The organism is Mucilaginibacter sp. (assembly GCF_039207105.1).
Taxonomy (GTDB): domain Bacteria; phylum Bacteroidota; class Bacteroidia; order Sphingobacteriales; family Sphingobacteriaceae; genus Mucilaginibacter.
In genome coordinates this window covers 1-20305 of record NZ_JBCECK010000088.1, presented here as the reverse complement: position 1 = coordinate 20305, position 20305 = coordinate 1, and the positions used below count along the sequence as shown (strand labels likewise).

Annotated in this window: 13 protein-coding genes; 10 read left to right on the top strand and 3 right to left on the bottom strand. The window is 43.8% G+C overall.

Annotation, left to right across the window (positions count from 1 at the left end):
- From AAGC65_RS16815 to AAGC65_RS16770, 10 genes are all read left to right on the top strand, one after another.
- A partial coding sequence (locus AAGC65_RS16815; RefSeq protein ID WP_343113625.1) for an alpha-amylase family glycosyl hydrolase occupies positions 1 to 1314 on the top strand: 1314 nt, incomplete at its 5' end.
- A 44-nt stretch (positions 1315 to 1358) separates the two neighbouring features.
- Entirely contained in the window at positions 1359 to 2012 is a 654-nt protein-coding gene (gene pgmB / locus AAGC65_RS16810; protein WP_343113624.1) for a beta-phosphoglucomutase, read from the top strand.
- Between the two features lie 124 nt (positions 2013 to 2136).
- Positions 2137 to 4449, top strand: a complete 2313-nt coding sequence (locus AAGC65_RS16805; RefSeq protein ID WP_343113623.1) for a glycoside hydrolase family 65 protein — start codon at positions 2137 to 2139, stop codon at positions 4447 to 4449.
- Entirely contained in the window at positions 4450 to 5415 is a 966-nt protein-coding gene (locus AAGC65_RS16800) for a hypothetical protein (protein WP_343113622.1), read from the top strand.
- A 28-nt stretch (positions 5416 to 5443) separates the two neighbouring features.
- A complete protein-coding gene (locus AAGC65_RS16795) occupies positions 5444 to 7147 on the top strand; it encodes an alpha-amylase family glycosyl hydrolase (protein WP_343113621.1) in 1704 nt (567 codons plus the stop codon).
- A gap of 477 nt (positions 7148 to 7624) precedes the next feature.
- Positions 7625 to 8977 carry an MFS transporter gene (locus tag AAGC65_RS16790; RefSeq protein ID WP_343113620.1) on the top strand — a complete coding sequence of 451 codons (1353 nt, stop codon included), beginning with the start codon at positions 7625 to 7627 and terminating at the stop codon, positions 8975 to 8977.
- A gap of 127 nt (positions 8978 to 9104) precedes the next feature.
- A complete protein-coding gene (locus AAGC65_RS16785) occupies positions 9105 to 11597 on the top strand; it encodes a glycoside hydrolase family 31 protein (protein WP_343113619.1) in 2493 nt (830 codons plus the stop codon).
- Between the two features lie 785 nt (positions 11598 to 12382).
- A complete protein-coding gene (gene glgB / locus AAGC65_RS16780; protein ID WP_343113629.1) occupies positions 12383 to 14326 on the top strand; it encodes a 1,4-alpha-glucan branching protein GlgB in 1944 nt (647 codons plus the stop codon).
- Between the two features lie 64 nt (positions 14327 to 14390).
- Complete coding sequence (locus AAGC65_RS16775) at positions 14391 to 14582, top strand: hypothetical protein (protein WP_343113618.1); 192 nt, start codon at positions 14391 to 14393, stop codon at positions 14580 to 14582.
- A 174-nt stretch (positions 14583 to 14756) separates the two neighbouring features.
- On the top strand, positions 14757 to 17174 hold the full coding sequence (locus AAGC65_RS16770) for an ABC transporter permease (RefSeq protein ID WP_343113617.1): 2418 nt from the start codon (positions 14757 to 14759) through the stop codon (positions 17172 to 17174).
- Positions 17175 to 17391: 217 nt separating this feature from the next.
- Here AAGC65_RS16770 and gap read toward each other — a convergent pair whose 3' ends face one another.
- Genes gap through pfkA form a run of 3 tightly spaced genes read right to left on the bottom strand, consistent with a single transcriptional unit; the run spans position 17392 to position 20232 of the window.
- The gene (gap, locus tag AAGC65_RS16765; protein ID WP_343113616.1) at positions 17392 to 18387 is read right to left on the bottom strand and encodes a type I glyceraldehyde-3-phosphate dehydrogenase; all 996 of its coding nucleotides are present in this window, start codon (positions 18385 to 18387) and stop codon (positions 17392 to 17394) included.
- Between the two features lie 6 nt (positions 18388 to 18393).
- Positions 18394 to 19242, bottom strand: coding sequence for a hypothetical protein (locus AAGC65_RS16760; RefSeq protein WP_343113615.1), 849 nt, complete (start codon positions 19240 to 19242; stop codon positions 18394 to 18396).
- Between the two features lie 3 nt (positions 19243 to 19245).
- Positions 19246 to 20232, bottom strand: a complete 987-nt coding sequence (pfkA, locus tag AAGC65_RS16755; RefSeq protein WP_343113614.1) for a 6-phosphofructokinase — start codon at positions 20230 to 20232, stop codon at positions 19246 to 19248.
- Positions 20233 to 20305: the final 73 nt, after the last annotated feature.

The window sequence follows — 20305 nt, the reverse complement described above, 5'->3', positions numbered from 1 at the left end:
ACGGCCATATGGCTCACGCCCGAAATTGAGAACGATGAACCCCATGCCTCCTATCACGGTTACGCTGTTACCGATTATTACAAAATTGACCCACGATATGGCACCAATGGGCTTTATAAGCAATTTGTTGAAAAGTGCCACAGCATGGGCCTCAAGGTAATTAAGGATGTGGTGCATAACCATGCCGGTACCGAAGGCTATCTCATCAGCGATATGCCTATGAAAAGTTGGGTACACCAATGGCCGGTTTATACCAAATCAAACTTCAGGGATGCCGCAGTGATGGACCCGCATGCCTCGCCAACCGACCGTAAACTGATGCTGGATGGCTGGTTTGATCATCGCATGGCCGATTTGAACGAGAACAACCCTTATGTGCAAAACTACCTCACCCAAAACCATATCTGGTGGGTGGAGTATGCCGGTATTGATGGTTTCAGGTTGGACACTTACCCGTACAATGATGCAGCTTACATGGCCAAATGGGCGCAAGCGGTAAAAGCGGAGTCCCCGCGCTTATCTATCTTTGGCGAAACGTTGGTATGGTCGGCCGCTAACCAGGCCTTTTTCACACAGGGCAATACGGTTAACCGTGGTTTTGATACCCATTTGCCCGGCGTGACCGATGGTGTATTGAAAGACGCCATTTACGAAGCTATTAATGGCAAGGATGGTTGGACGGATGGAGTTGGCAGGCTGTATTCGGTACTGGCGCAGGATTTTTTATATCAGGATGCTACCCGCAATACCATTTTTTTGGATAATCATGATATGAGCCGGATGCTGTCAGTAGTGGGCGAAGATATTAACAAATACAAATCGGCTATGGCCATGCTGCTCACTATGCGCGGCGTGCCCCAGTTATATTATGGCGATGAGATACTGATGAAAAACTTTTCCAATCCCGACGGATTGGTGCGTGAAGATTTTCCCGGTGGTTGGGCCGGCGATAAAAGCAATAAGTTCAGCGTCGAGGGCCGAAGTAAAAAAGAGAATGACGCCTTCACCTTTGTAAGTAAACTCGCTAACTATCGTAAAAATACTACCGCCCTGCAAACAGGCAAACTGATGCAGTATGTGCCTGAAAAAGGTATCTACGTTTATTTCAGGTATGATGCCGTTAAAACCGTCATGATAGTTTTTAATAGCAGCGATAAGCCTCAGCAAACAGGTGTGGAAAGATACCTGGAACGTATTGGCGATGCCAAAAAAGCCCGAAACGTCATTACAGATGAAACTGTAGAACTCGGGCAGCTAAGTATCCCTGAAAAATCAACATTGGTGTTAGAATTATTGCCCAACGTTACCCATTAATCATTTAACTTAGTGCCATAGTACTATCTACTTAAAACATCAAAATGAACAACATTAAAGCCTGTATTTTTGATCTTGACGGTGTAATTGTTGATACGGCCGTTTACCATTATAAAGCCTGGAGACGACTGGCAAATACAATGGGCTTTGATTTTACCGAACAGCAGAACGAGCAGTTGAAGGGCGTAAGCCGTGTACGATCATTACAGCTAATACTGGGTTGGGGCGGTGTAACCAAAACTGAAGCCGAGCAGGAGCAGTTGGCCACCCAAAAAAATATCTGGTACACCGAAATGATCAACCAGATGACACCTGCCGAAATTTTACCCGGTGCACGTGAGTTTGTGGAAAGCTGCCGCCAAGCCGGTTTGAAAACAGCGCTTGGCTCGGCCAGTAAAAACTCCATGACCATATTGGATAAGCTGGATATTACACACCTGTTTGATGCCATTATTGACGGCAACAAGGTAAGCAAAGCCAAACCCGATCCCGAAGTGTTTTTAAAAGGCGCGCAGGAATTAGGTATCGAGCCGCAATACTGCGTAGTATTTGAAGATGCCATAGCCGGGGTTGAGGCAGCCAAAGCAGGCGGTATGAAAGCCGTAGGCATCGGCGATCCGGAACTGCTGCACGAGGCAAACCTGGTGGTGAGCGGCCTTAATAAGGTTACGGTGGAACAATTAGAAATGCTACCTTAATAAATAAACAGTGTCATTGCGAGGAGGAACGACGAAGCAATCGCGAACAGTACAAATCTCCTTGCACAGTGTGCGATTGCCGCGCCGCGCTCGCAATGACAAATATTTTTAATGTTATTACCCTATGAAAAACTACATCATTGCTGATGAATGGAGCATTATTGAAGAAGGCTTCGATCCGCATTATCATCAAATATCAGAGAGCATATTTAGTTTGGGCAATGGCCGCATGGGCCAGCGTGCCAATTTTGAAGAGACCTACAGCGGGCAGTCATTATTAGGTAATTATGTGGCTGGTGTATACTATCCGGATAAAACCCGTGTAGGCTGGTGGAAAAACGGTTACCCGGAATACTTTGCCAAGGTATTGAACGCCGCCAACTGGACAATCATCGATATCAACCTTGATGGCGAACAACTTGACCTGGCTAAATGCGAGGTGATTAGCTTCCGCCGGGAGCTGAATATGAAGGAGGGCTATCTCAAAAGAAATTTCCGGGCTAAAACTGCCGGTGGTAAGGAAGTTGAGGTAGACGCTATCCGTTTTTGCAGCATGGTTGATGATGAAACCGCAGCTATAAGATATACCATCACACCGGTAAATTTCAGTGACGCCATCACCATTACCCCGGCCATTGATGGCGATGTAATGAACAAGGATTCCAACTATGATGAAAAGTTTTGGGACGAGGTAAGCAAGGCCAACCAGACCGATGGTGGTTATGTAGTGATGCGTACTAAAAAGACAGGTTTTGAGGTGGCGACGGGTATGAAATTCAGCGTGCTGCAAAACGGGCAGGTGGTTGAAGCTCCCATAGAAGCCATTAAGAAAGAAAAATACGTAGCCTCAAAAATTACTTTGCAGGCGCAGCAGGGGCAAAGCATCAGCATTATTAAATATGTGGCTAATTTATCGTCGCAAAACTATCAGCCCGAAAATCTGGTTGAGCAGTTAAATGATACGTTAAACCGCATCGTCACCAAAGGCTTTGATACCATGCTGGCCGAACAAGCCGCGGCATGGGCCAAAAAGTGGGAACATAACGATATTATTATTGAGGGTGATGTATCTGCGCAGCAGGCTATCCGCTTTAATATTTTTCAGCTTAACCAAACTTATACCGGCGAGGATGACCGCCTGAACATTGGCCCTAAAGGCTTTACCGGCGAAAAGTACGGAGGCTCAACCTATTGGGATACAGAGGCTTACTGTGTGCCATTTTACCTGGCCACCGCCGATCAAAAAGTTACCCGCAACCTTTTGCTGTACCGCTATAAACAGTTGGGTAAAGCCATTGAAAACGCGGCTTTGCTGGGGTTTAAAGATGGCGCTGCCCTATACCCAATGGTTACCATGGACGGTACCGAATCACATAACGAATGGGAGATCACCTTTGAGGAGATACACCGGAACGGAGCCATCGCCTACGCTATATTCAACTATGTCCGCTACACCGGCGATGAAAGTTATCTGGCCGATTACGGGTTGGAAGTGCTGATCGCTATCGCCAGGTTCTGGTCGCAGCGTGTGAGCTGGTCACAGGCTAAGCGGCAGTATGTGATGCTGGGCGTTACCGGGCCAAACGAGTATGAAAACAACGTGAACAATAACTGGTACACCAGTACGCTGGCTATCTGGTGTATGGATTATACCATGCAAGTGATAGAAAAAGTAAAAGCCTCGGCCTCGGAAAAATATGCAGCTTTAGCAGCCCGTATCAATTTTGATGAGGAAACGGAAACTTACAGGTTTAAGCACATCATCCAAAATATGTACTATGGATACGATGAAAAATTGCAGGTGTTTTTACAGCAAGACGGCTACCTGGACAAAGAACAGATATTGGTGAAAGACCTGCCCGCAGGTGAGCGCCCGCTGAACCAGAAATGGAGTTGGGACAGGATACTGCGTTCCTGCTTTATTAAGCAGGCTGATGTGTTGCAGGGTATTTACTTTTTTGAAGACCGATATGATATAGATACCATCCGTCGCAACTTTGATTTTTATGAACCGCGTACGGTGCATGAGTCGTCATTGTCGCCATGCGTTCATGCTATTTTGGCTGCCAAACTGGGCGACGAGGCCCGGGCTTACGAGTTTTACCTGCGCACGGCCCGTTTAGACCTTGATGACTATAATAACGATACCGAGGATGGCTGCCACATTACCTCGATGGCCGGCACCTGGATGTCTGTTGTAGAGGGTTTTGGCGGTATGCGCGTACGCGATGGTAAGCTGTCTTTCCAACCGTTCATCCCCGAAAAATGGTCGTCGTTTTCATTCCATATCGGTTTTCGTGGGGCCTTGCTTAATGTTAAGGTAAGTAAAGATGGGGTGCATATTAAAAATGCGTCTGCCACGCAGGTCACTGTTGTAGTGTTTGGTAACGAGCACTTGGTTGAGGCGAACGGGGAGGTAATTGTTAAAAATAGCTAAATGAGCCAGGGGCAGCGTATTATTTTATCCGTTTTAGCGGCAGTTGTTTTTGCTTTTATTGTACGAGGCATTTTTGCCATACATGGTTTAGACAGATTATTCGGTGTAATGTCTGTCGCTTTCCTTTTGGGGCTGCCATTTGGTGTTGGTTATTTAACGGTTTATTTAAGTAAGATTGAAACCATCGAATACTCAGCAAATGCTTTCTTGTTACCATTTATCCCTGTATTTGTTTTCTTTATTACTACGCTTACTTTTAAGGTAGAGGGTTTTGCCTGCTGGCTAATGATCATGCCCGTATTTTTGGTTGTATTAGGATTAGGTGGGTTAGCTGCCCGTTATTTTAAATTAAAAAAGCGTGACAAGGATAAAAGCTTTGTATATGTGGTATTGTTGCTGCCTTTCTTTTTATCTCCAATTGAAAAAATGATCGGAGCCATTCCAGGTACTTACAAAGCATACACGGAGATTGATATTCATGCCTCGAAAAAGCAGATATGGGAAAACGTAACCCGGGTGCGCTCTATTGATCAACAGCAGGATAGCGCGGCATTTACCCGGTTTCTGGGTTTTCCAAGGCCAATTAAGGCCGAGTTGGATAAAGAAGCTGTAGGTGGAAAACGCAAAGCTATTTTTGATAAGGGCTTGGTGTTTGATGAAGTAGTAACAGCGTACCGGCCACTTAAATCAATGACCTTTACCATTCATGCCAATCCTTATGATATTCCCTCTACCACAATGGATGAACATATTGTAGTAGGCGGAGAGTTTTTTGATGTATTGAATGGCACTTACCAATTAGAGCAGATAGACGCGCATAATTGCAAATTGCGCCTATTTAGTACCTTTAAATTAAATACCACTTTTAACTTTTATGCAGGTATATGGGCCTCATGGATCATGAAGGATATTCAGCAGAACATATTAAAGGTTATTAAAGAAAGATCGGAGTTGAAAAAGTCCTGATACTTGATACTCATTACTTGATACTAAAATGCATAAACTCATTATATACCAGCTATTGCCCCGCCTGTTTGGCAATACCCAAACACGCAATAAAATCAACGGATCGGTAGAAGAGAACGGTGTTGGCAAACTGAACGATATTACCGATAACGCCCTGCAGCAGATCAAGGGCATGGGTTTTACCCATATATGGTACACCGGCGTAATTGAACACGCCACCATGACTGATTATACCGCGTTCGGCATCGCCAATGACGATCCGGATATTGTGAAGGGCAGGGCGGGTTCGCCTTATGCTATTAGGGATTATTATGATGTAGCCCCAGATCTGGCTGTTGATGTGCAAAACCGCATGGGAGAATTTGAAGCGCTCATTAATCGCACACATAGTAATGGGCTTAAAGTATTGATGGACCTGGTGCCGAACCATGTGGCCCGTACCTATGCCTCGGATGTAAAGCCCGATAATGTGCGCGATTTTGGTCAGGACGATGACCAAACCAAAGCTTTTGATGCCCGCAATGATTTTTATTATATCCCGGGTCAGCCATTTAAAGTGCCTTTTGGTTACAATCCCGGCGGCGATGAGTTTCATAGTGATTTAAAGAACGGTCATTTTGAGGAGAATCCTGCCAGGGCCACCGGTAACGATGTGTTCAGCGCTACGCCATCTATGAATGATTGGTTCGAGACCATGAAGCTGAACTATGGAGTTGATTATCTGAACGGTCGTTGGGGACATTTTGATCCTATTCCTCCGCTATGGAAAAAACTGTACGATATTTTAATTTACTGGAGCCAAAAAGGCATAGATGGCTTCCGTTGCGATATGGTGGAGATGGTACCCACTGAATTTTGGGCCTGGATCATCCCCAAAGTTAAAGAAGCCTATCCCAACGTGATATTCATCGGCGAAGCCTACGATAAAAATAAATACAACGATTACATTTTCAGGGGCAGGTTTGATTATTTGTATGACAAAGTGGGTTTGTACGATGCGATTAAACGCCTTACCCGCAATGAATATGGTGCCAGCACCTGGGAGATCAATAACGTGTGGAACCACCATACCCATGATATAGACCAGCATATGCTGCGCTTTATGGAAAACCATGACGAACAGCGTATTGCCTCCGGTTATTTTGCCGGTAACCCCTGGCTGGCCGTACCGGGTATGATCGTGACCGCTACGATGAACACAGGGCCGGTCATGATCTATTTTGGGCAGGAAGTTGGCGAACCCGCTTTGGGCGAACAAGGCTTTAGCGGTAACGATGGCCGTACCTCCATATTTGATTATTGCGGTGTGCCTGAACATCAAAAATGGATCAATAACGGTGCTTTTGATGGCGGGCAGCTATCGTCCGATCAAAAAAGACTGCGGGAGTTTTATCATCAATTATTGAATGTAGTAGGCAAAAACGAAGCTTTAAAAAGTGGCAGTTTTTATGAACTGATGATGGCTAACGAGCATCAGCCCGGGTTTGACCAGTTATTATATATTTATCTGAGATATACCGATCAACAACGTATATTAGTGATAACCAATTTTAACCGTAGCGAACGAAACTTAGTGGTAAAGCTGCCCGACGACCTGCTATCTAAATTAAACCTGAACGGTCCACGGGAATTTACCGATCTGCTGAGTTGCTCAAAATTTATTATAAACGATATCAGGAACGGAGTGAATGTAGTTTTACCGGCATCAGGCGGTTTGCTGTTGGCGTTTTAGGATAAAAAGGATTAGGCGAAACCTTGTCATTGCGAGCGATAGTGTGGCAATCGCAAACTGTACAGAGCGGATTGCATAGCCCGCGATTGCTTCGTTCTTCGCAATGACAAAGGTGAACTTGTTGGAGAGAGAACGCTTTTTGTTGTTGTCATTGCGAGCGATAGCGTGGCAATCGCGAACTTTACAGAGGCTTTTGCGGTTCGCGATTGCTTCGTTCCTCGCAATGGCAGAGGACTATATTCGTAATAACGACACTCCGCTGCCGCGAGCTTGTAGCTCGGGGCATTGCATGGCTTCAGCTTTCAGCTGACGTAAGCTAAAAGCTTACATCATGATAACCACGAGATACGCTGCGCTAATCTCGCGGTAGTGGAGGTAGTGGGTAGTGAAAAGCCCTCTCCTTGGGAGAGGGTTGGGTGAGGCTTTTTCGCAATGACACAATCGGACAACGCATAACATAAACCAATAAATCAACACATGGAAGCACGCATAGCCCAGAAACCCCAGTTAAGCTTTTGGCAAATATTCAATATGAGCTTTGGTTTTTTGGGTATCCAGTTTGGGTTTGCGCTGCAAACAGGTAATGCCAGCCGGATACTGCAAACATTTGGTGCCGATGTAGAGCATTTATCGTGGTTTTGGCTGGCAGCACCGCTTACAGGCATGATTGTGCAGCCCATCATCGGCCATTACAGTGATCGTACCTGGAACCGGCTGGGTAGGCGCAGACCGTATTTTTTAACAGGAGCTATCCTGTCGGGCCTGGCTTTGTTTTTTATGCCCAACTCTGGGGTGCTTGCAGCTTTTATTCCGCCCATTATCGTGGGGGCCAGTATGCTCATGATCATGGATGCATCATTCAACGTAGCGATGGAACCCTTCAGGGCGTTGGTGGCCGATAACCTGCCCGATAGCCAGCACAGCGCCGGGTTTTCCATGCAAACAGTACTGATAGGGGTGGGGGCCGTAATAGGTTCCTGGCTACCTTATGTTTTTGCCGAATGGCTGGGCATAGCCAAAACTGCTGCGCCGGGCCATATTCCGGCCAATGTTGTCTATTCATTTTATATCGGAGGCGCGGTGCTTATCATGGCTATTTTGTGGACAGTGATCCGTACTAAAGAGTATTCGCCTGAGGAGTACGCGGCCTTTCATCCGGCCGAAGTTCATCAACCCGAAACAAAAAAGGGCGGCATAGCACAAATTTTCACAGATCTGGCCCATATGCCAACAACCATGAAGCAATTGGGGCTGGTGCAGTTTTTTTCGTGGTTCGCCTTGTTCTCAATGTGGGTATTTACCACCCCGGCCCTGGCCGAGCATGTGTACAAAGTATTACCCGGCGATACTACATCCGTAGCTTACAATGATGCAGGTAACTGGATAGGAGTGCTGTTTGGTATTTATAACCTGGTTTCGGCCATATACGCTTGTTTTTTGCCTGCTATTGCTAAAGCCACCAGCCGTAAAATGGCTCATGCCTTTTCGTTAACTATGGGTGGTGCAGGTTTAATATCTATGTATTTTATCAGCAATCCTAACTGGCTTATTTTATCAATGGTGGGTATCGGTTTGGCCTGGGGCAGTATACTGGCTATGCCTTACGCTATCCTATCCAGCTCAATTCCAGCTAAAAAGATGGGTGTTTATATGGGCATCTTCAATTTTTTTATCACCTTTCCGCAAATTGTAAATGGCGTTTTTGGCGGGCCTATTGTTAAATATTTTTATAACGGCCATGCTATTTATGCCATAGTTATGGCGGGCGTATTTATGTTATTATCAGCCCTTTCTGTACTGCGGGTTCAGGATAATAAAAAGTTGATATAAAAATTAAATTAAATTTAGGATAAATTTCGTTTACTGGCACGGTTAATGATTTTTCGTTAATTCAATTGTTGTATATTGCGTAGTATGTACACTTTACCCATATTTGCAGACCCCCTAATTGATTTGAATGGAAAGTATTACACCAAACGAGGAGCCGGTAAACAATAAGTTAGTTGAATCCGAAAATATAGTAGAAACTGAAAATATAGTTGAAGAAGAGGAAGAGTTTCACCACCTAAATAACCCGGCAGATGGCATAAAACCTATCATCAAAAAATACCTGGGTACCCCAAATCACGCTGATCAGTTAGGTAATAAGTTTTTCTTTACCGATGGCGACGCTAAAGTAGAAGTAGTTGTTGTTACAGACCTTATCATCAGGGTAAGGCTGGCACCGCACGGCGTTTTCCTGGATGAGTTTTCTTATGCCGTACCTAAGTTAGAACACAAAGCCGCTGAATTCACGCTATTTGAAGATGAAAATGAATTTCGGGTAGCTACTAAATCGATAAATTGCCATATCCGTAAACAGGATTTCTTTATATCTTTTTCTGACAGTAACAGTCGCGTAACCAGTACCGATGCCGTGCCTATGCACTGGGAAGAGAATGTGAAGTTTGGCGGTTATTATGTATTTTGTACCAAAACCTGCCACACCGACGAGAGCTTTTTTGGCCTGGGCGATAAACCTACCGAGTTTAACCTGCGCGGCAAACGCCTGAAAAACTGGAATACCGACGCGTACTCTTTTCAGTGGAACCAGGATCCGCTTTACCGGAGCATTCCTTTTTACATCAGTGTAAATGAGGGTGTGGCGCACGGTATTTTCTTTGACAATACCTTTAAGGCACAGTTTGATTTTGGCGCCGAAGATACCACCAAAACCAGTTTTTGGGCAGATGGCGGCGAGCTGCAATATTACTACATACATGGCCCGCACATGATGGATGTAGTAAAAAGCTACCACACCTTAACAGGCACACATCCTATGCCTCCGCTATGGGCGCTCGGCTATCACCAGTGCCGCTGGAGCTATTACCCGGAATCAAAAGTAAAAAAGATAACCCGGGGCTTCCGCGAAAATAAGATCCCTTGCGATGGTATTTACCTGGACATAGATTATATGGACGGTTATCGCTGCTTTACCTGGAACCGTAAATATTTCCCTGATCCTAAAAAAATGATCAGCGAGCTGGCGGCCGATGGTTTTAAGACCGTGGTAATTATTGACCCGGGTATACGGGTTGACGATAATTACGAGGTATTTAAACAAGGTAAGGAGAACCGTTACTTCTGCCGCCGCAGTGATGATTACTTTATGGAGGGCCACGTATGGCCGGGCCGCTGCCAGTTCCCTGACTTTACTAACCCAGAGGTACGCACCTGGTGGGGAGGTTTGTTTGACGAACTGGTACAAATGGGTGTGGCTGGTGTTTGGAACGATATGAATGAGCCTGCCGTATTTGGCGCTGGCACTTTCCCTGATGATGTGCGTCACCAGTACGATGGTTTCCGCGGATCGCACCGTAAGGCACACAATGTGTATGGCATGCAAATGGTGCGCTCAACCTATGAGGGTTTGCGCAACATCATGAAAAACAAACGCCCTTTCACCATTACCAGGGCGGGCTACTCAGGCGTTCAGCGTTTTTCGTCGGTATGGACGGGCGATAACGTAGCCTCATGGGAGCACCTGAAAATAGGTAATATACAATGTCAGCGTTTATCTGTTTCGGGCATACCATTTTGCGGTACGGATATAGGTGGTTTTAGTGGCGAGCCGGATGGTGAGCTGTTTACCCGCTGGATACAAATGGGTACGTTTTCGCCCTTTATGCGCGCGCACTCTGCCGGTGATACCAAAGAGCGTGAGCCCTGGAGCTTTGGCGAACCCTATACTGCCATTAACCGCAAATTTATTGAGCTGCGTTACCGATTGATCCCTTATCTGTATTCAACTTTTTGGGAGCATCACCGTTATGGTTTCCCTATTCTGAGGCCGATAGTAATGCACGAGCAGGATGTGAAACTAAACCATTACCGCCAGGATGAGTTTACCTATGGCGATAAAATACTGGTATGCCCGGTTATGGAACCCGGACAAACCAAACGCAATGTGTACCTGCCAAAAGGTAAATGGTTCAACTTCTGGACCTACGAAATACTGGAAGGCGGCAAGGAAGTAACCGTGCCTACACCGTTGGAAACCATGCCGGTATTTGTAAAAGCAGGCTCGGTAATACCGGAATATCCGGTAATGCAGTACGTTGGCCAGCACGAAATTGAAGAGGTTAAGCTGAATATATACTATACCGATTACGAGGTTAACTCCTTCCTGTTTGAAGATTATGGCGAAACGTTTGCCTACGAGCAGGATATTTACCTGGAGAAAAAATTTGTGGTGAACGGAAATTCGCGCGAGTTAAGTATCCAGCAAAGTATGGAAGGCCTGTACACCCCGCGTTATGAAGGATACCATATTAATGTTATCGGTTTACCATTTAAACCAGGCAAAATAATAGCCGATGGCAAAGTGGTAAGCGATTTTATAGTGAACCCGGATGGTACAGTAGAGCTTAAGTTCAGCAAGAACTTTAAGCGAATTGAAATATTAAGATAACAAAAAAGGGGCTTCGATAACGAAGCCTCTTTTTTGTTATGCCCCATTGTCATTTCGACCATAGGGAGAAATCTTTTACGATTGACTCACCGCAAGCACAATATTTAGAGTGCCACTTCTGGCATTGATGAAATAAAAATCGTACATTTATATCAAACGGCCCGATATCCTCTTGAAAGAGAAGATACCGGGCCGTTTGATTAAGGGTCCAAACATCCGGAAATTGTTATTTAACATAAATGATACTGATAGTCAGTTATTTAAAACTTTTTAAAGCTTTTAAAATACTCTAAAATTGATCGAAAAGTGCAAAAACTGATAGTTTTTTATAAAAATTAAGCGTTTTTTGCCCCTTTTTTGAACTATTTTGACATCAAAAAGTGTTAAAATAAAATTTTAAAAAGTTTTAAGACCAGGATAGACCCCCAATAAACAGGTCAAAGTATAATCTTTGAAATCAAATCAAAATCTTTTAAATCCTGTTATATTTGATAGTATAAACCAAACTCATTTCCGTAAATTGGGTTATTCTAATACACCATAACCGGTACCATATCATGGCCAAACAAACAAAGAAAACCGAGAACCCTTCACCGGAAGAAAAAGTAGTAAAAGCAACAAAAACTGTAAAGGCAAAAGCAGCTGTCAAAGCCGCAGAGCCTGCGGAAAAAGCTCCTGTGGCAAAAACAGCGAAGCCAAAAGCAAAAGCCGCTGCTGCAGAAAAAAAACCGGAACCCAAACCAAAAACTGCCAAAATAAAGGCTGCTGTACAAACTACCCATGTTATGCTGAACGCAGTTGAACCTTACAGCCGTTTTACCGATTTTGATATATCCTTATTTAAATCAGGTAAGCATTATAAGCTGTATGAAAAATTTGGTTCGCATGTGGTAGAGTTTAATGGTGTTGTCGGTACCTATTTCGCGGTTTGGGCGCCTAATGCGCAGCATGTTGCTGTTATAGGTAATTTTAACGGCTGGAATCGCGCTTCACATCCTTTATTTTGCCGTTGGGATTCGTCAGGTATTTGGGAAGGGTATATTCCTAACATTGGTGTAGGCGAAACCTATAAATATTACATCAAATCATCAACCGGAGAGGCCCTTGAAAAAAGCGACCCTTTTGCCCTACGCTGGGAGGTGCCGCCACGCACAGCATCCATCGTAGCCGATACCTACTATGAATGGAAAGACGGTGACTGGATGGCCAATCGTCACGAGCATAACGGCATAAACAGGCCATACAGCGTATATGAGGTGCATTTAGGCTCATGGGCGCGTAACCCTGAAAGCCCGGATGAGTTTTTGACCTATACGCAACTGGCTAAAAAAATGGTGCCTTATGTAAAGGAGATGGGCTTTACGCACGTAGAGTTTATGCCCATTATGGAGCACCCTTTTTATCCGAGCTGGGGATACCAGGTTTCAGGTTATTTTGCCGCGGCTTCGCGCTATGGTACACCGCAGGAGCTCATGTACCTGATTGAGCAATTTCATGAGGCCGGTATAGGGGTGATCTTAGACTGGGTACCATCGCATTTTCCGGGTGATATACACGCCCTTTACAAATTCGACGGTACGCACTTGTATGAGCATGCCGACAGCCGTAAAGGTTTTCATCCCGATTGGAAATCATATATATTTAACTATGGCCGTAACGAGGTAAGGGCTTTCCTGATCAGTAATGCTATGTTCTGGCTTGATCGTTACCATGCCGATGGCCTGCGGGTTGATGCCGTGGCTTCTATGCTTTATTTGGATTATTCGCGCAAGCATGGCGAGTGGGAGCCCAACATTTATGGCGGTAACGAAAATCTTGAAGCCATATCGTTCCTGAAAGAGTTTAATGAGGCGGTTTATAGCCACTTCCCGTCAACTCAAACCATTGCCGAGGAATCTACCTCGTTTACAGGTGTTAGTCGCCCGGTTTATTTGGGTGGTTTAGGCTTCGGTATGAAATGGATGATGGGCTGGATGCACGATACCATAGGCTACTTTAAAGAAGATCCTATTCACCGTAAATACCATCATAACGAAATTACATTTAGTACCATATACGCCTTTACCGAAAACTTTATGCTGCCTTTTTCGCATGATGAGGTGGTATATGGCAAAGGCTCTATGCTGCGTAAAATGCCCGGCGATGAGTGGCAGCAGTTTGCCAACCTGCGCCTGATGTACAGCTACATGTTCACTCATCCGGGTACCAAGCTGTTATTTATGGGCGCAGAATTTGGCCAGGGCGATGAGTGGAATTTTGGCCATTCGCTGCAATGGCATGTGCTGGAGTATGCTAACCACCAAGGTATATCAGAAACGGTAAAAACTTTAAATCACCTATATCGTGAAGAACCTGCTTTGTACCAAAAAGCTTTTGATTTTACAGGCTTTGAATGGATAGATGGGGGTAATGCCAATGACTCTATTTTGGTTTACAGGCGTATGGGGCACGATGAAAAGGACGATCTGGTCATGATCCTGAATATGACCCCGGTGCCTCGTCACAATTACCGGATAGGTGTACCCGCGGCCGGTAAATGGAAAGAGATATTTAACTCTGATGCTGAAAGGCTATGGGGCAGTGGACTAATTAATTATGACCCAGTAAGCACTGAACCTGAAAAATGGCATGGGAAAGCTAACTCGGTTGTTTTAACTATACCACCATTAGCCGCTATCATATTAAAAAAAGTAGGGGATGCTCCTGCAAAATATGAGCTCAAGCGCTAATATTTAAATATAAACCCTGTAGTTATACTTAATAGTTTGGCTACAGGGTAAATTGGAATAACTTATGAACCCTAAATTCCGTTTGCTGTACATTATTATAGGGACTTTGTTATTAATATCGCTTTTGGTGGAGGTTTTTATAACCTATCCGGAAGTAAGCCCTAAAGGTGTTTTACTGAACGCTTTGCCAGCGTTGTTGTTCTTTTACCTGGCCTATAAAACCTATCACGAAAAAAAGGACAACGAGTTGATGTGAGTTACTCTTAATGTTCTGTTAGTAAGTAAGATAGGTGCTTGTTCAGTAATGAACAATAGTTGTAACGAATCCGAACAGTTTGTTAATTTTGAATCTTTGTTAAGTGATTGATTATCAGTTGTATGTAATGAAGGCATGCTCTTAGCTTAGATAATGGCATAAACCTCCATCGTTATGCTTAAAAATTACCTGCTGGTCGCTTTCAGAAACCTTTCTAAAAACAAAGCTTTTTCCTTCATCAACATAATTGGCTTAGCTATTGGTATGGCTGCATGCTTGTTGATTTTACAATACGTAAATTTTGAGTTGAGTTTTGATAGTTTCAACGCCAAGAAGGATCGTATTTACCGCATTAATCAGGACAGGTACAACAATGGTAAGTTAAGTACCCAGTGGGCAGGTGGCGCGTTTGCCCCTGGCAACGCTTTTAAAGCTGTTTTGCCAGAGATAGAAGACTTTGTAAAGATAGTAGGCGATGGGCAGGCGCTGGCTAATTACAAAGACCAGAAGATGGTGATCAAAGACAATTATTTTGTAGGAGAGGGGTTCTTCAATGTTTTTTCGTACCCGCTTATCAGCGGTGATCCTAAAACGGCTCTGAAAGATCCATACTCGGTTGTTATCACAGAAGAGGTTGCTCAAAGGCTTTTCCATAATACCAATCCGGTAGGGCAATCGCTTATTATCAATGGCGATAGGCCTTTAAAGATCACCGGCGTAGTTAAAAATCCACCTGTTAACAGCCATTTTAAGTTTGATTTTCTGCAATCGTACGCTACGCTGTTAAAGGATAATCCGCCTAATAAAGATTACAATTTGGATAATGCCTGGCTGAGCGATGGTTGTACAACTTATTTATTACTCAGGCCTGGTGTTGATCCTAAAGTACTGGAAAGCAAATTTGTACCTATTGTAAAGAAAGCTTATGATGCCTATAAAATTCCAGGCGAAGGCGGTGTTTATACCTTGCAGTCTTTACAAAGCATCCACCTGTACTCTAACCGTATGTTTGAATTACAGCCTAATGGCGATGGTAAATCTGTTTATTTGCTACTGGGCATAGCGATATTTGTGATCATCATAGCGTGGATCAATTATATAAACCTGGCTACCGCCCGCGGCATTGGTCGTGCAAAAGAAGTAGGAGTACGTAAAACATTAGGCTCGGCAAAGGCACAGCTTATCGCGCAGTTTATGCTGGAGGCCATGTTGCTCAATGGCCTGGCCATACTGCTGGCTGTGGTGCTGATTGTTATTTGCCTTCCGGTTTTCTCGAATATATCGGGCTTGCAAATGAGTTTTAACATGTTTATTAAGCCTATTTTCTGGGCATCAATGCTCGGTATATTTATCTTAGGTTCGTTCTTTAGTGGGTTTTATCCGGCTATTGTGCTATCATCCTTCAGGCCGGTTGAGGTGATGAAGGGTAAAATATTGGCTTCGCCCAAAGGGGTTATATTGCGCAAGGCAATGGTTGTGTTTCAGTTTGCGGCTTCTATTTTTCTGCTGATTGGTTCGCTTACCGTATTCAGGCAGCTAACTTTTATGCAAACCCAAAAACTGGGGTTAAAAATTGATCAAACACTGGTTATTAAGCGTCCGCTTATTAAAGTCGATTCCTTTTATCGTGACATGAGCGCGTTTAAGCAGGAGAGCCTGACACAATCAGCTGTTAAGAGTATCGCTATATCCACTTCCATTCCGGGCCAGCCTATTTCCTGGAACGCGGGTGGTATCAAGCTAACCGGTGCCGACCAAAGCCAGGGCAAACAATACCGTATTGTTGGTACCGATTGTGATTACCTGACCGCCTACGATCTGAAACTGATAGCAGGCCGTAAATTCTCTAAAGATTATGGAGACGAACCACACAGCGTTGTATTCACTAAAAAAGCGGTTGAGCAGTTGGGCTTTAACAAACCCGAGCAGGCCTTGGGCAAACGCATTGATTTTTGGGGGCAGGTATATACCATAGTAGGCGTGGTGGATAATTTTCACCAGCAATCACTACGCGATGCCTATGATGCCATTATTTTCCGTTGTATTCCTGATGTGCGGGGATTTGTATCGGTAAAAATAAGCACTACCAATATGACGAAAACCGTAGCTGACCTTAAGAAAACATGGGCCACTTATTTTCCGGGCGACCAGTTTGATTATTTCTTTTTAGATCAGCACTTTAACGAGCAATACAAAACCGATCAGCGTTTTGGGCAGGTATTCGGCGTATTTACCGGCATCGCCATTTTTGTGGCTTGCTTAGGTTTGTTTGGCCAGGTATCATACACTATAGTTCAACGTACCAAAGAGATTGGTATACGTAAGGTGTTGGGCGCTACCGTGAACAGTATTTTAAAGTTATTATATAAAGATTTTGCCGCGTTGGTGATTGTTGCATTTGTTATTTCGGCGCCGCTGGCCTGGTATGCTATTTCCAAATGGCTACAGGGGTATGCTTTTAGGGTTGACATTGGGCCACTATTGTTTATTGTGCCCTTTATAATTGTGATGGTTATTGCCTTTGCCACAGTATCATACCTGAGTGTAAAAGCTGCCTTAACCAATCCGGTTAAAAGCTTAAAAACCGAGTAATTGTAAAGGAGCAACACAGTAACCGTCATGCCGAATTTATTTCGGCATCCCATATGCAAGGCGTTCTGCTTGGGTAAACCTGTCCTGTGGGATGCCGAAATAAATTCGGCATGACGGGCTGGTTGTAAAATCAACTATAGCCTTCACCAAAAAACAAAAGCCCCGGTTAATACCAGGGCTTTTTGTTATAAATTAAAGATTTGATGATTGAAGCAAATTATAATTTACCAATTTCCTGAACCAGGTCAATCAGTTTGTTTGAATAGCCCCACTCGTTATCATACCATGCTACAACTTTAACAAAGTTATCGTTAAGGCCGATACCAGCTTTTGCATCAAAAATTGAAGTACGTGCATCGCCTTTGAAATCTTCAGATACAACTTCGTCTTCAGTATAACCTAAAATGCCTTTTAATTCGTTTTCAGAAGCTGCTTTCATAGCTGCTTTGATCTCTGCATAAGGAGCTGCATTTTTTAAACGTACGGTTAAGTCAACTACAGATACGTCTGCAACTGGTACACGTAATGACATACCGGTCAATTTACCTTTTAATGCAGGGATAACCAATGATACGGCTTTAGCTGCACCGGTTGATGAAGGGATGATGTTTTGGTAAGCACCACGGCCGCCTCTCCAGTCTTTAGCCGATGGGCCGTCAACTGTTTTTTGAGTAGCTGTAACAGCGTGTACAGTGGTCATTAAACCTTCTTCAATACCAAATTTATCGTTCAGTACTTTAGCTATAGGAGCTAAACAGTTGGTAGTACATGAAGCGTTTGAAACGATAGTTTGATCAGCTTTCAGTTCTTTATGGTTTACACCCATTACAAAAGTAGGGGTATCATCTTTAGCCGGTGCGCTCATAACTACTTTTTTAGCACCTGCGTCGATGTGTTTTTGAGCAGTTTCCTGAGTTAAAAATAAACCGGTTGACTCAATAACTACCTCAGCACCAACTTCGTTCCATTTCAGGTTAGCCGGATCTTTTTCAGCAGTTACACGGATGGTTTTACCGTTTACAACCAAATGACCGCCTTCAACAGCAATAGTGCCTTTGAATGGTCCGTGAGTTGAATCGTATTTTAACATGTAAGCCATGTAATCTGGCTCAACAAGGTCATTAATACCAACAACTTCAATGTCGGGTCTTTCAATTGCGGCTCTGAATGCCAGACGGCCAATACGGCCGAAACCGTTAATTCCTATTTTCATGATTTTTTAATTTTTATTTGAATAGTAGGTTAATAAATTATTTATAGGTTCTTTTATGATGTTGGCTATCTGCAAATTTGCATCGGCAGCAGCCTCATGTAAATGTTCCTGAAAGTTTGACGCCACCGTACCTGCAAAATGAATGGAGGCACCCGGGTGTTGTTTTGATAAAGGTAGTAAATATGTTGAAATTAGCTTGCTAAATCCTTTTTTTATGACGTTTTGTAGATGATGGTCGTCGCGGTTTTCCATATAAAACTCGGTAAACGAACTTAAATAAAGGGCCGGTTGCTTTTGACGGTAAACTTTTTCGAGCAGGGTTTTGCGCTCAACATCGTACTTATGTACAAATTTCTTTTTAAGATTTGCCGGCAAAGTTTCGTTCATATAGCTTTTAAGCAGTTGCCTGCCCAGCCAGTTTCCTGACCCTTCATCGGCTAATACATAACCCAGGCCGTAGTTGTTGGACTGAATCTTTTTACCATCATACCAAGCCGCGTTTGAGCCACTGCCGCAAATGCTGATTATACCCGGTGAGTTTTTACAACATGCAATCGCGGCTGCGGTAATATCATGGTCTACCATTACCCGGCCAAATTTAAAAAAAGCCGATAATGCGTTATGAACAATTTGTTTGCGTTCATCAGACGATGCTCCCGCGCCAAAAAAATAGATCTTTCTTATTTGTTCGGCATGGTGAATGAGGTTGATATTTTTATTAAGCAATTGCAGGATGTGCTTTTCGTCGTTGAAGTAAGGGTTGATACCTGTGGTTTTAAAAGAGGCCACAATACGGCCCTTATCGGCCAGGCGCCAATGTGCAAAATACGATCCGCTATAAACAACTGCAATCATTAATTATATCGATAATATATCCGCCATCTGTAAAAGGTCAGCCTCCAGCTTAAACTCATGGTTGTTCAAAGCATCATCTAAACTGGTAAGCAGAATGTGATTTGCCTGCAAACCTACCATTTTTTGGCTTTCGCCCGCAATAAGTGCATTTACAGCAGCAAAGCCAAGACGACTGCCCAGAATACGATCAAAGCTTGATGGGCTACCGCCTCTTTGCAAGTGGCCTAATATAGTCACTTTTACGTCGTAGTCTTTAACCTCTTGTTGTACAGCCTTAGCCACATCGTATACGCCACCGTTTTTATCGCCTTCGGCAACAATAACAATGCTTGATGATTTTTTATTGGATTTACCTTCTTTCAGGTTTTTGATCAGATCTGCTACCGCAGTTTGTTTTTCGGGTAATAAAATTGCTTCAGCGCCACATGAAATGCCTGCACGTAAAGCAATAGCTCCAGAATCGCGGCCCATTACCTCAATAAAAAACAAGCGATCGTGCGCGTCGGCAGTATCCCGTATTTTATCAATAGCCTGTATAACGGTATTGGTAGCTGTATCAAAGCCAAGCGTATAGGTTGATCCGTACAAATCGTTATCAATAGTTCCGGGAACACCCATTACGGCAATGTCAGGGAATTTTCTTGAAAAGCGTAATGCACCGGTAAAAGTACCATCACCGCCAATAACTACCAAGGCGTCAATACCGCGTTCTTTTAGGTGCTTATAAGCGGTGGCCATACCCTCATCTTCTTTAAAAGGTAAACAGCGAGCTGTTTTTAAAATAGTACCTCCTAAATTGAGTATGTTGCTTACCGAACGCTTGTCCATATCGTACATATCGTTCTCAATAAGCCCTTTGTAGCCTTGCCTAACACCAACAACTTCAATGCCGTTATATAATGCTGTTCTAACAACTGCCCTTATGCAGGGGTTCATTCCGGGGGCATCGCCACCGGATGTTAAAACAGCAAGTTTTGAAATTTTATTCATCTTTACGTCAATAAATTCGTGCTACGAAGATAGTGTGTGTAAATTACACCATTAAATTTTATTTATTTTTTTT

Excerpts from the sequence above, each read along its gene's own strand:
- pgmB (WP_343113624.1), top strand. The coding sequence starts at position 1,359 with ATGAACAACATTAAAGCCTGTATTTTTGATCTTGACGGTGTAATTGTT.
- AAGC65_RS16805 (WP_343113623.1), top strand. The coding sequence starts at position 2,137 with ATGAAAAACTACATCATTGCTGATGAATGGAGCATTATTGAAGAAGGC.
- AAGC65_RS16800 (WP_343113622.1), top strand. The coding sequence starts at position 4,450 with ATGAGCCAGGGGCAGCGTATTATTTTATCCGTTTTAGCGGCAGTTGTT.
- AAGC65_RS16795 (WP_343113621.1), top strand. The coding sequence starts at position 5,444 with ATGCATAAACTCATTATATACCAGCTATTGCCCCGCCTGTTTGGCAAT.
- AAGC65_RS16790 (WP_343113620.1), top strand. The coding sequence starts at position 7,625 with ATGGAAGCACGCATAGCCCAGAAACCCCAGTTAAGCTTTTGGCAAATA.
- AAGC65_RS16785 (WP_343113619.1), top strand. The coding sequence starts at position 9,105 with ATGGAAAGTATTACACCAAACGAGGAGCCGGTAAACAATAAGTTAGTT.
- glgB (WP_343113629.1), top strand. The coding sequence starts at position 12,383 with ATGCTGAACGCAGTTGAACCTTACAGCCGTTTTACCGATTTTGATATA.
- AAGC65_RS16775 (WP_343113618.1), top strand. The coding sequence starts at position 14,391 with ATGAACCCTAAATTCCGTTTGCTGTACATTATTATAGGGACTTTGTTA.
- AAGC65_RS16770 (WP_343113617.1), top strand. The coding sequence starts at position 14,757 with ATGCTTAAAAATTACCTGCTGGTCGCTTTCAGAAACCTTTCTAAAAAC.
- gap (WP_343113616.1), bottom strand. The coding sequence starts at position 18,387 with ATGAAAATAGGAATTAACGGTTTCGGCCGTATTGGCCGTCTGGCATTC.
- AAGC65_RS16760 (WP_343113615.1), bottom strand. The coding sequence starts at position 19,242 with ATGATTGCAGTTGTTTATAGCGGATCGTATTTTGCACATTGGCGCCTG.
- pfkA (WP_343113614.1), bottom strand. The coding sequence starts at position 20,232 with ATGAATAAAATTTCAAAACTTGCTGTTTTAACATCCGGTGGCGATGCC.